2 protein-coding genes are annotated in these 14350 nt (G+C 57.6%); both read left to right on the top strand.

The features are described from left to right. Window positions 1-648: 648 nt before the first annotated feature. The gene (locus ATE64_RS06860; protein WP_058453991.1) at window positions 649-1140 is read left to right on the top strand and encodes a toxin-activating lysine-acyltransferase; all 492 of its coding nucleotides are present in this window, start codon (window positions 649-651) and stop codon (window positions 1138-1140) included. A gap of 643 nt (window positions 1141-1783) precedes the next feature. After that, the gene (locus ATE64_RS21550) at window positions 1784-14227 is read left to right on the top strand and encodes a calcium-binding protein (RefSeq protein WP_167541750.1); all 12444 of its coding nucleotides are present in this window, start codon (window positions 1784-1786) and stop codon (window positions 14225-14227) included. The last annotated feature ends 123 nt before the right edge of the window (window positions 14228-14350 follow it).

Below are 14350 nucleotides of genomic sequence, written 5' to 3'. Positions count from 1 at the left end.
TCAGATCGCAACGGTCGATATGTTTATTCGCCACCCGTCGGCAACGAGAGATATGGCCGCGCCATACCCGCAGGCGAATCCACGAATTCGCCAGGGTTGTCGGAGGCAAGGGAAAGGCTTCTTCAGTTGCGATCTCTTAGGAAGTCGGACTGATTTTTGCGTCGTGGGTCGGTTGCGGTCCGACAGCGGTTGAGCGTAGGCGCGGGCTATTGTTTGACTGGCTTGCAAGTTTGAGCGCTTCGGCTGAGTGGTCGCGTGGATCAGATCACGACGAACCCTCGCGCATGCCGTCGAGGCAAGGTGTGAAAGCTCCGCTTATTATGGTCGGATGGGTTTTCTGATCCGGGCACCAATTCTCAATGCGCCATTGCGACGTTTCTCCCGTCGGTCGAGCAATCCGATTGAAGCCATGATCGCGTTAACCATTTTCTTGATCGCCGCGGAAGTCCTGCCGACGCCGTAACTGCGCGTTAAAAGTATCCGTATTGGTCCTTTTGTCGATTGTTTTCCGACAGAAAATCCGAGACGATAACATTTGACGAGGGAGGCGATTCTGGTTCGGATTCCGAAAATCGAGGCGCATGCCGAGAACCGAAAGGTCGCGGCGTCGTGACATCCCGTGGCCGCACTGCCGGTGCGAAGTTTCCTGTGACGGTCAGCCATGCGCTGGGAGAAATCACTTGGCTGTTGAGCCAGTCTCGTAACCATCGCGACATCACCGTGGGTGATTTGAATTGGCTTGTGATGCCTGCAATCCTCCACCGGCAATTCCACATCTTCCGTGACGGCGAACGTCCCGTGGGGGTTGCGCTTTGGGCGTTGCTTGGCGAGGTGGGAGAGCGAAAGATGCTTGCCGGACTCCGTGCCAAGAAACTCCGCCTGGAAGAAAGGGAATGGAGGGCGGGAGATCGCCTTTGGCTGATCGAATTCATCGCGCCATTCGCGACGGAGCTAAACCGACATGCCGAACTCATGATGGCGGACCTCGTGACGGGGCCGCTGTCAGGCCGGGGCTTCAGTATGCTTCGAGTCGATCCTGTCACGTTGGATGCCCATGTAATCCAAGTGCCGTCTTCGGCAGGGATCGAATTGGTGGGCGCCACGAAGCAGGCGCTTGCAGAACTCGTTTCCAGTCGATGATTCCAAATAGGCAGTTGAGATTATTGGCTTTCCCGCATCTTACTTGCGAGAATGGATCGCTAGTTGTGAATGCGTGCAACGTGTACCTGCGGAGAACAATGTGACTGACCAAAATATCGAAAATGTACATTGGAGTGAAGCTAGTCTGATTCTCGGGACCAGCGGGTTCGAAATGTACGTCCAGTCATTCCGTGATGGATCTGCCCTTACGATCAAGGGGAATGGTTTGGAAAGGAAGCTTTATTGCGAGAAGGTCGAGAGTCCTAATAGCAGTTTCGACGAGACTGACGGAAAGGCCATATTTTATGACAACTGGATTTTTTCTAGAAAAGATGTTGAATCTTCTGGATTGTTTCATGGAATAAGCGCCAAAGATCTAATAATTTTATATTTCAAAGAGAGGGACATTTTGTCAAGCTCTAGAATTAATGCGAAAGCAAAGCGTATTTCAAATGTTTCATTTATTTAGATTATTGGGGCATTTGATATGACAACGGCAGATGCAGTTCTTAACAAGATCAGGGCATATTTGAGTGGAACTGGCAGTGCAGATTTAAATATTGACTCGCTTTTATCTGAGATTGCCACAATAGAATGGGAAATGCCTCCTGGGAAGACCGTTGTCCTGTACAGCGGTGATGTAATGAGTGCTGATGCCGTTTCTAGAAAGGAGACCTTCAGCAGAACATATGAAATAGCGCAGGAAATGCGCAAAGCGAATGATGCTCTCTTCATCGATAACGATACTGGTATTGGTCAGGTTTTATCTAGTTCTGAATTCGAACTCTTCATAGCCGAGCGCTTAGATATAGATGGGCTTTCACAAGAATATGTGTATGATGCTATTCAGCCGCTATGGTCTCAAGCATCGATGGAGCTAGCATCTAGGGCATCGGGCGATGTAATTACTATAAGCCCATATGCTAAGCTAACTAATTCTGACGATTTTGCGACGGTCTTTTCGTCTGTAGAGCTTCCTGAGCTTCTTGCTAACCCAAACGTAACTTCGATCGATGGTATCTCGAGGCTCGACCTCGTTAACCTCCATAATAGCGCATTGTCGCAAGCACTTTCTGGTGGTGCAACTGCTGTAGAGGCTGCCGAAATAGCCCGCAAGGAGGTATTAGATATAGTCTCCGGCCAGTCCTTAAGTAATATGAAAGGGAAGGTGGAGTTTGGCGCCACAGGAGGTATCAAGGTTGCCGCTGAATTTTTCCCGGATGGTACTCCGGCAGCAACCAGCGGAATCAATAGTATTTCGGGCGAAGCGGCCTTCGCATTTGACGAAGTTGCGAAGCCACTCGCAGACTCGGATCTCGAGCGGTTGGCGAAGACTGCCACCTTCCTAAAGGGAGCAAAAGTCGCTGGAACTTATGCGGGCCCGATCGGGGATCTGCTGGAAATCGCCGCCGCGGCGGTTACCATCAAGCATCTTTACGATATCGGTGACAAGGAGGGCGTCGCACGCGAAACCGCAAAAGTCTCTACCTCGCTCTTGGCGGGCGCGGCAGGTTCTGCCGCTGCGGCCGAGCTGCTCTCGCCGATGTTGTTGGGCGGACCGATCGGTATCACCGGCTACGTAATACTCGTCGGCGCAGCGGGCGTGGCTTCATCGGTAGCTGGCGAGAATGTCGTCGACCTCCTGTTCAGTGGTGGCTCCGGAGTATTTTATGGCCGCGACGGCATGGGTTTGTTCGTCGACATCTATACGCGGGATGCGAACGGCCAGTTGCGCGTTAGTCGTGCGCGGCAAAGAATCGACAGCGACGAAATCAGGGTAGGAACATTCGATCCGGGCGAGCAGGGCGAGATTGTCGTCACTGCTAATCGCGATGGAACCGTTCGATCGGCCTATGTAAAGTTTCGCGACCCGGTTACGGGCGAAGGGCAGTTTCTTGTCAGCGGAGACCTGCTGGGCGAAGCGGCAAACATTTTCAGGGACTTTCTTGACCGGCTTCCCAATGGCGACGTGACTTTAATCGGCGGCGGACGAAGCGGTGGCGGGTCGTGGGGAGGAAGCGATTTGGCTGCTGGAGACAGCGTCGCCCAAACTCCATCTGGCAGGCTGCCTGCATATACGGTGGTACGCAATTCTGACGGCACGATTTCGGTCAATGGCCGATTGGTGCAAGGGATCGCTCAGGATCCGCGGAATCCTGACGCGGCCCTCGTCTCGGTGCCCGTGTCGAGCGAAATTTCCATCGAGGCCTACATCGTCGGTGGCAAGCTCTATGAAACCGGGGTGGTCTACCATCGCGATGGGGATGTGATCGTCAAATCGGGGGGAGGCGAGCCCACGACGATCCGCTTGGCGAATAGCGAAATCGGCATTGATTTTGTCAATGCCAGCCAAACTATTGCAAACGTCTTTGGCCGTTACTTCATTGGCGGAGACGCTCTCACACAGACCCTGTCTTCGGCCGTCATATCCACCTTATCGGCGAATTTTGGCGACGTTTTGAACACGCTGGTGTTCGATAGCGGCGAAAACACGATCTCTCGCATCGAGCAGGCATTTGGCGGGATCGGAGAGGAGTTTCTGACCGACCTGCAGCAGGCGGGCCTCGGTACGCTCAGCGCAATGATAACGGCCGAGCTGATCGATCAACTTGGAATCGAAGGCATCCCAGGGCAGGCCGTCGGCAGTCTCGCAAATTATACGCTGAGCGTCATAGCGGATAATATTGCTGACATCATCGGCGGTGGCGATAGCGGCGTTTTCGACGGTATCGGCAGTGAAGATTTCCTCAACAACCTTGGCAACGTCGCGGGAAGTTTCATCGGCAGCACGCTGGCCAATGAAATTGCCAGCTGGGATGAAGTAGGCGAGCAAATCGGTTCGTCGATCGGTACGAGTTTGGGCAGTCTGGTCGGGCAGACGACAATCCCGGTCCCCGTGCTGGGGGCAGCCATTGGCTCGCTTTTGGGTAACCTGCTCGGAGGTTTGATCGGAGGAATTTTCACGGGCACGCCGAAGTCGGGTGCTATCGTCCAGTTCGATGAGGAAAATGGGACTTTCCTCGTATCGCAGGTTTGGAAGGAGGACGGCGGCAAGCGCGCGGCCGCTCGCGAACTCGGCAATATGGCAGCCAGCTCGATGAACGGCATCATCGACAAAATTGGCGGAACCTTGGTTAATGGCACCGATATCGAAACCGGATCCTATGGCATGCGGGGCAAGCGCTATGTCTATTGGGAGGACGATTTCAGCAGCGAGAATCGCGTCAAGTTCAAGGAAGCCAGGGATCTCATTGAATATGGGGTGATGAAAGCCGCCAGCGATTTTCAGTTTCTCGGCGGTGATGTCTATTTGAAGCGCGCATTCTTCGCGACGATGGCTTCGGGGTATAAGGACAGCACCAATGCCGACGATATGAGCGATCCAGACGGTCTGGTGACAAATGTCGATTTCGGTCTGGATGTCCTGCTCGGCAATTTGGCTGTAGCCGACCGCTTGAAAACCTACCTCGCCTTATCGTCGTCGGTGAACGCTCTGATCGCCGCGGAACCCAATTCGGTCTTCACTGCCGATTGGCTCCTGACCTTTTCGCGAATATCCGATCTCGGGTTGTTCAAACGCAACGAACATGATTGGGACGGGGGGTTCGCCTATCTCGTGAATCAGGCAGAGGTCGACGCCCGCGATGTAAGGTTCCGGTTCGAGACGATTGGCGGCGATCGCCGGAACGGCGAGCGTGCCATCTATTTGGGCAACCAAGCGCTCGATGACACGATCGATACGCGATCCAAGACGATTCAGGAAGGCACGTCGGCCAGCGAGATCATCAAAGCGGGCAACAGCGTTTCGGTAGCTACCGTCGTGCGCGCGGGTGCCGGCGATGACATCGTGATAGGTGGCAACACCGGCGATGATCTGTTCGGCGAAGACGGGAATGATCGCCTGATCGGCGGTACCCTCGACGACTGGCTCTTCGGCGGCAACGGAAACGATGTGCTGTGGGCTGGGACTGGTAGCGGCAATGTGCTTTCGGGCGATGCTGGCAACGACTACTTGACCGGGGCGGATGGCGCGCCCAGCGTTTTGGACGAAGGCTCAGACTGGTTGAACGGCGGTGCAGGAGATGATTCCATCAATGGCCGCGGTGGCGGCGACTTTCTGGAGGGCGGACGTGGCAATGATCGGCTCGATGGAGGGGAAGGCAGCGACACGGCCATCTATCGCATCGGTGACGGGATCGATCTGATTTCCGATACTGGCCTGGGCGCTGCCGACCGCGACACGCTCGAGTTCGGGCACGGCATCGAGCAGAACGAGATTAGCGTCGTGGCGCGCTCTGCCGGCGAAGCCTTGTTGCTGTTTGTCGGGGAGATGGGTGGAGGCGACCGGCTCGACCTGCGCGGCGTTTCGTTCGGGACGGTTTCGGGCATTGACCAAGTCAGCTTCGAGACCGGGGCCTGGAGCCGCAGTGACCTGATCTCTCGCGCTATTTTCTCCAAAAATGCAGGGCAGAATGTCATCGGCAACGCGACCGATGAGCAACTTTCGGGCACAATCCACGATGACCGCCTTAGCGGCGGTGGGGGCAACGACCAGCTCGCTGGTAGGTTTGGCTCGGATATCTACGTCTTCGATCTCGGCGGTGGTGACGACATCATTTCCGATATCGGCTATGCAGCAGATGTCGACGTGCTGGAATTCGGTGTCGGAATCAGTGCCGGTGATATTGCGGTTACATGGTCGGCAGCGGCACAGCGCGACATCAAGCTGACGATTGCGGGCGGGCAAGGGAGCGTAACGCTTGCCGCGCAGTCGCTGTCGGAAGGTGAGAACGCGATCGAAGAAGTTCGGTTCGTTGACGGCACAAGCTGGACCTTGCGCGACATATTTGCCCGCATTCTTCTGGTTCCGACAAGCGGCGCAGATGTTGTTGAGGGAACTCCGCTGGATGAGCAAATTACCGGCCTTGCCGGCAATGACCAGCTGAGGGGTGGTCTCGGCGATGATCACCTCGATGGTGGCGACGGAAGCGATACCTATTATTACAATCTCGGCGACGGACACGACCGGATCACCGACGATCGCACGGGCGATGGCGGCAGCGTAAACCGACTGGTATTTGGTGCGGGGATAACCACCTCGAACATCATTCTCGTACGCGACCCGGCCGACGAGTACGATCTCCGTGTCAGCTTTGCTGGACATGAAGGATCGCTGGTTCTCAACAATCAGTTTTACACGTCTGACTGGCGCGGTGGGCGCTACGATTGGGGCTTCGATGCGATCGAGTTTGCCGACGGAACGGTTTGGAACCGGGCGCAGCTCTTTTCGCAGTTGCTGGCGGCCGATTCGACCGCGAACAACGATAGCATCACGGGTTCGCGTTATGCCGACATCCTTTCAGGCGGGACCGGCAACGACCTTATCTCGGCAGGCGAAGGAAATGATCAGCTGACCGGCGGACAGGGCAATGATTATCTGGACGGCAGTTGGGGCAGCGACACCTATTTTTACAATCTCGGTGACGGCCATGATCAGATCTATGACGAGCGGAAGGGCGATGGTGGTAGCGTAAACCGGCTGGTTTTGGGCGCGGGTATTACTACTGCGAATATCGTGCTCGTGCGCGACCCTGCCGACGCCAACCATCTTCGCATCAGCTTTGCCGGACACGAGGGATCGATCACCCTCAGGGGGCAGTTCTACACGCAGGACTATCAGGGCGCTCGCTACGATATGGGGTTCGATGCGATCGAGTTCGCCGACGGTACTGTCTGGGACCGGACACAGCTCTTTTCGCAGTTGCTGGCGGCGGATTCGACGGGGAACAAGGATGGCATCATTGGCTCACGCTATGCCGACATTCTTTCTGGCGGGGGCGGCAACGACCTTATCTCGGCGGGCGAAGGCAATGACCAACTGACCGGTGGACAGGGCAATGACTATCTGGACGGGGGATATGGTTCGGACACCTATTTCTACAATCTGGGCGACGGGCACGACCGGCTGCATGACGAGCGTACGGATGACGGCTCCAGCGTAAACCGGCTGGTGCTGGGGGCGGGAATCACCACTTCGAACATCATTTTCGCCCGCGACCCGGCGAACGCCAACAATATGCTTATCGGCTTTGCCGGGCATGAAGGTTCGATTGTTCTCGAGGGCCAGCTTTATACACAAAGCTATCGGGGCGCCCTTTATGATTGGGGTTTCGATGCGATCGAGTTTGCGGACGGGACGGTGTGGAACCGGGCCCAGATCTTTGGACAACTGCTGGCGGCCGATTCGACCGCAAGCGGTGATGGCGTTACCGGATCGCGTCTCGCCGACATCATTTCTACGGGTGCCGGAAACGACACCATCTCGGCAGGCGAAGGCGATGACCAACTGATCGGCGGATCGGGGCACGATTTCCTCGCCGGCGGTACGGGAAGCGACACATATCTGTTCAATCTTGGGGATGGACAGGATGTCATACTCGAGAGCACCGGTACCGCTACGGACGCGATCCAATTCGGACCGGGTATTGCGGCGGCCGACGTTACCATAAGCCGGATAAGTGACGATTTGCTGCTCCGCATCACCGGCACATCGGACCAGATACTGATCCGTAACGGCGCCAACACAAGTTATGCGATCGAAGAAATTCGGTTCGCCGACGGCACGATTTGGAATCACGCTGCCGTGCTCGCAAGCGCGGCTCTGTCGGCGGGAATCACGGTGAACGACACCAACGCCGCGACAGTGATCAACGGCGCTGCAAAGAACGACAGGCTTTTCGGGAATGGCGGCATTGACCGGCTGATCGGCGGAGCCGGTGACGATCATCTGAGCGGCGGCAATGATGCCGACACCTATGTTTTCAACCTTGGCGATGGCCGGGACGTCATCAGTGACAATGGCTCCGGCGTCGACCGGATAGAGTTTGGTGCGGGCATCGGCACCGCGGATGTGATTGTTACCCTGACCAACGATGGCGCGGATTTCCTGCTGTCGATCGGGGGCACGACCGATCAGATCCAGATTGTCGGGGGCAACGGAAGCGGCGCGGGCAATATCATCGAAGAGGTCCACTTTGCCAATGGCGCGGTCTGGAGCAGGGCAGACATGCTCCAGCGCGCAACACTGCCGACGGCGAGCGACGACCGATTCTATGGGAGCAGTGCCGCCGAAACGATCGAGGGCCAAGCGGGCGACGATTCCCTGTGGGGCAATGCCGGTGCCGATCGGCTGATTGGCGGCACCGGTGACGACTATCTCAGCGGCGGCACCGACTCTGATACCTATGTGTTCAATCTCGGCGATGGCCGTGACGCAATCAACGAGGGCGGATCGGGCACGGACAAGATCGAGTTCGGGGTGGGCATCGCGGCATCCGATGTGATTGTCACCCAGCTGAACGATGGCGCCGACTTCCTGCTCTCGATCGCAGGCACCAATGATCAGATCCAGATCATCGGGGGCAACGGAAGCGGCGCGGGCAACATTGTCGAGGAAGTCCACTTCGCAAATGGCACGGTCTGGAGCCGCGCCGATATTCTTCAGCGCGCAACACAGCCGACGGCCGGCGACGACCTCTTCCACGGCAGCAGCACAGGTGAGACACTCGAAGGTCAGGCGGGCGACGATTCGCTGTGGGGCAATGCCGGTGCCGACCGGATGATCGGCGGTGCCGGTGACGACTATTTGAGCGGCGGGACCGATTCCGACACTTATGTGTTCAACCGCGGTGATGGCCGTGACGCGATTTACGACAATGGATCCGGGGTAGACAGAATCGAGTTCGGCGCGGGTATTTCCGCATCCGATGTAATCGTCACCCAGATGAACGATGGCGCGGACTTCCTGCTTTCGATTATTGGGACCAACGATCAGATCCAGGTCATCGGAGGGAATGCAAGCGGCGCCGGCAACACCGTGGAAGAAGTTCATTTTGTTGATGGCACCGTCTGGAGCCTCACGGATATTCTACAACGCGGAACAGAGCCGACGGGCGGCGACGATCGCTTCTATGGCAGCACTTCCGGCGAGACGCTCGAAGGGCGGGCGGGCAATGATTCCCTTTGGGGCAATGCCGGTGTCGATCGGCTGATAGGCGGCACGGGGGACGATTATCTGAGCGGCGGCGACGGTGCCGATTCTTATATATTCAACCGCGGCGATGGTCGTGACGCAGTCCGCGATTATGGTAATGGTGTCGACCGGATCGAGTTCGGGCCCGGGATCGCCGCGAGCGATATCGCCGTGACGCAGCTCAACAACGGAGCGGATTTCTTGCTTTCCATAATCGGAACGCAGGATCGGATTCAGATCGTGGGCGGCAACGCTGGCGGTTCAGGCACAATTGAGGAAGTGCGCTTTCTTGACGGTACGGTGGTAACGCTGGCCGATCTCAAACTGCTGACATCCGGGACGACGATCGGAGGAATGGCGCAGCCCGTCACCATGGGCGACGACGAAGTCATCGGTGCGAGTTCCGGCGATACGATCCGTGCCATGGGCGGGGATGACGCGCTACGCGGCGGCGCAGGGTCGGACACCTACGTTTTCCGGCGCGGCGATGGCTATGACACGATCTACGATCCAATGGATGCTGCGGCGACAGACATTCTGACCCTGGAAGGCGTCAACAGCACCGACGTGCGCGTTCTCACCTCTCCGACTGATGCGCAGGACATCGTTCTCTACATCGACGACCATAATCTCATCTATCTCGATCAACAAAAGGCCAGCGCGTCAAGCGGTGTCGAGGAGGTCAGATTTGCGGATGGTGTGACCTGGAACAGGAGCGACCTCTTGGCCCGGTCGGGCCTTGTCCCGACGTCCGGCAATGACACGCTGATCGGCACGAATTTCGGCGAAGCCATAGAAGGGCTGGGCGGAGACGATATTCTGGAGGGACGAGCTGGCGGTGATGCCTACCGTTACGCTCTTGGCAACGGCAACGACGTAATTGTTGAAAAGGGCTCCAGCAACGCGGTGGCGAACGGGACTAGTCCCGTCGGCGCAGACGACCGGATCATTTTCGGAACGGGGATTCTTGCGGTCGACCTCCGGGCTTCTCACGCAGTTGGCAATTCGTCCGATATTCTTTTGACCTTCTCCGGAAACTCGGGTTCGATCCTGCTAAAGGATCAGAATAAGGGGGCTCAGGTCGGCGCCGGAATCGAATTCCTCGAATTCTCCGATGGCTCCATCATGTCGATGAAAACGTTGCTCGCGCAGTCATTGGCGGGTGTCGCTACAACAGGCGTCGACACGATCAGCGGCTTTATCACTTCGGACGATTTGGTCGGCGGCTTGGGTAACGACCTGCTAGCTGGAGGGCTTGGCTCAGATCGCTACCTTTACAGCCTGGGGGACGGTGTGGACACCCTCCTTGAGTATTCGGCTTCGACGGATACGGACGAGTTGATCTTTGGGGCAGGCATCTCGTCGGCGAACCTGTCGCTGAGGCGTCGCGCCGAAAGCCCGAACGATCTTGTCCTTTTGATCGGGACCGGCGGGGATGAGATTCGATTGGTCAACCAGCTTGCCGGAACGAGCGGCCAAGGTGTCGAACTGGTTCGCTTCCATGACGGCACAACCTGGAGCCGCGATCAATTGCTGGCTTATTACGGCAACCAGCCCGCCACGTCTGATGGCGATTTCATCATGGGAGGCGATACCGACAACTTGTTCGCCGGGCTTGGTGGAGGCGATATCATCGATGGAGGGGCTGGCGACGACACCCTCAATGGCGGAGATGGAAACGACGATCTCCGTGGTGGTCGTGGCGAGGACATCCTCAACGGCGGCGATGGCGATGATATCTTGTCCGGCGGAACCGGCGCCGATGAATTCGACGGCGGCGCCGGATTCGATACGCTCGACTATTCCTTCTCGCTTGACGACTGGTCGATCAACCTCACGACTGGAACGGCATCGATCGTAACGTCCGGAGCGGCTGAAGGACAGGAGTTGTTCACCGGTATCGAAGCGGTCGTGGGCGGGATGGGCCGCGACCAACTGACTGGAAACGATCTGGGCAACCGCTTGGAGGGCGACGAAAATGACGACGTACTGAGCGGCGTCGGCGGCGATGACATTTTTGTCTATCGCGGTAGCGAGGCTGGACTCGATACCGTTAACGGCGGTTCTGGACACGACCGGATCGAGGCCGCCGAAAATGACACGGTGATCGGCCTCGCGTCGATCGACAGTATTGAAGAAATTTCGGCAAGCGGATTTACGAATGTCTCGATAACGGGGACCGACGAGGCTGATATTCTCGACTTCAGCGCGACAGCTGTCGACGGAATTTCTCAGGTCTATCTTGCGGCCGGAGACGATGTTTTCACTGGCTCCGGCGGTTTCGCAGTTGTCGATCTCGGTCTGGGCAACGATGTGTACAAGGTCTCGGGCAACTATGGCGCGGCGGGCGTCGTTGGTGGCGATGGCCTGGACCGGATCGAAGCGATCGCTGGCAACAGCGTTATCGGCCTCAGCAGCATTGCTGGTATCGAACAGATCAGCGCCGGTTCGCATGCCAACGTGATTGTTGCCGGCAGCAATCAGGCCGACACCCTCAATTTCGCCGCCGTTTCGCTGACGGGAATTTTGCGGATAGAGGGCGGCGATGGCGCCGATACGATCACCGGTTCGGCGCAGTCCGACGTCATTCGCGGCGGCGCTGGCGATGACATATTGTCGGGCGGTGACGGCGACGATATTTTCGAAATCACCAGTGCCACCGATGGCGCTGACACGATAAACGGGGGCAACGGCACGGACCAGCTTCGCGTGACCGCGTCTGGCCTCGCCATTCGTCTGGCAGCGCCCCCGGTCGGGGTGGAAGCCATCTACGGCATGTCGTCGCAGCTGATATTCGGTGGCACCAACGACAATATCAACCTCTCCGGGATAATCCTCAGCGGCATTACCTCGATCGATGGCGGGGCCGGGGCCGATACGATTGTCGCGTCGGCGGGAGCAGACCAGATACTGGCGGGCCTTGGCAACGATACGTTGACCGGAAATGGCGGCGACGACACCTATGTCTTCAACCTTGGCGATGGCCAGGACGTCATTCTGGAATATGTGAGCACGAGCAGCGGAGGTTCTGGTGGTCTGGACGCGCTTGTTTTCGGAGCCGGTATTCTCGCTGACGATGTGTCTATCTCGCGCTCGGGTAACGACATAATCCTGACAATCGGATCGACCGGCGAGAAGGTCACGATCAAGAACCAGGCGAGCAGCACGACCTCCTACTGGGTCGAGGAAGTCCGTTTTGCCGATGGCACGATCTGGGATCGTGCTACGACAATCGGAACGGCGCTTTATGGTACGGCTGCGGCGGACACATTGATCGGGACTTCAGCCGCTGACACCATTTTCGGTCTCGACGGAAATGACATGATCACCGGCGCAGCCGGCGCCGATCGCCTGTATGGCGGTAATGGAAACGATACGATCAACGGTGGCGCTGCGGACGACGGCCTGTATGGCGGTGCGGGTGACGACATCTTCCAATATGGTGCCGCTGGCGATGGCTATGATTATGTGAGCGGCGGCGATGGAAACGATCTGATCGTCGCTACGGCCAATAATAGCTGGATCGGACTCCGCTCTATTTCGGGGATCGAGGCGATCAGTTCCGGTGGCTTCTCGAATGTCGCCGTCTGGGGCTCGACGGGAGCGGATATTCTTAGCTTTGCCGGCATTACGCTCACGGGTATTACCAAGATCGACGCCTATGACGGCAACGATATTCTGATCGGGTCGTCCGGAGCCGACAATCTTGTGGGCGGGGCGGGCAATGACCGGATCACCGGCGGGCTTGGCAATGACACGATCGATGGCGGATCGGGCACCGATACCGCGGATTATAGCGCGGAGGCGAACGGCTGGACGATCAATCTTGCCGCGAGTTCCAATCACGCCCAGTCCGGCACCGAAACCGACACGCTGATTTCGATCGAGAATGTCATCGGCGGTGCGGGTACCGACACGATTTCGGGCACGACGGCTGCAAATGTGCTCGACGGCGGCGACGGAAACGACGTCCTGCGCGGCAATGCGGGGAACGACACGCTGATCGGGGGTGCCGGCAATGACATCGCCGTATTCGCCGGGCTTCAGGCGAGCTATTCGATCACGACCAGCGCGGGGGCGATCCAGATTGTCGACAATCAGGCGAGTGTCGATGGAAACGACGGCACCGACACGCTTTCCGGCATCGAGACGGCAGAGTTTAAAAATGGCGTTCAGGTTTCCTTGTCCTCGCCAATCGTGCTGGATCTCGACGGCAATGGGGCAAAGCTCATCGATCGTTCGCTCTCGACGGCTCGTTTTGATTGGACGGGTGACGGCATTCGTGACGCTACAGGCTGGATCAGCAGTGGCGACGGCTTCCTGACTTTGGATCGGGATGGCGACGGCACCGTAACCGACGCTCGCGAACTGTCGTTCGTCGATGACAAATATGGCGCAAAGTCCGACCTTGATGGCCTCTCTGCCTTTGACACCAACGGTGATGGCCTTCTGTCGGTTGCGGATCAGGCGTGGGGCAGTTTCCACGTCTGGAAGGACGCGAACGGTGACGGTGTTGTTGGCACCGGAGAGTATCTCTCGATGTCGCAGGCCGGGATCCGTTCGATTAATCTCGCAGGCACCGCGACCGAGCAAAGCTGGGGATGGAATGACAATGTCGTTGTCAACACGGGTGGTTTCACCCGGCTCAACGGCTCGACGGCCGCTCTCTCGGATGTCGCGCTGAGCTTTGTGGCGGGCAACTCGGGCGATGCCGGGGCGTCGGACAAGGCTCCGTCTTCTTCGGAAGGTGATGTTTCGAATATGGCACTTCGCTCGGAAATGAGAGCGCTGCGCGATATTCGCGGCGCTCGCCAATATTTCGGAGCTATCGACGGCTCGGGTCGCCATATGCTCCATCGACCGGAGATTTTCGATGTCGAACTCTGGTCGGGCGGCTCGGCGCGCATCGATGTTGATAGCAATGATCGCGGAACCGACATGGATCAAAGGTTGGCCGCGATGATTCAGGACATGGCATCCTTTGGCGCCCAGCCGGCAGGAGAAATGTCCAAATGGTCTCGCGGGAACGATCCCATTCTGGAGTTCTTCGCATAGCGCCCAGGCGCAAAAAGAGCGGGCCTCAAATGAGCGCACACTGGCAGCGGCAGGCTGCCGCCAGAGGTCGCGCGTTTGCTTGGGTTGCCGCGCGGCGCTCTTGGCTTGCTGATCTTGGCGGGG

Source organism: Sphingopyxis sp. H073 (genome assembly GCF_001468395.1).
Lineage (GTDB): Bacteria > Pseudomonadota > Alphaproteobacteria > Sphingomonadales > Sphingomonadaceae > Sphingopyxis.
This window is presented reverse-complemented; position numbering and strand designations above follow the sequence as displayed.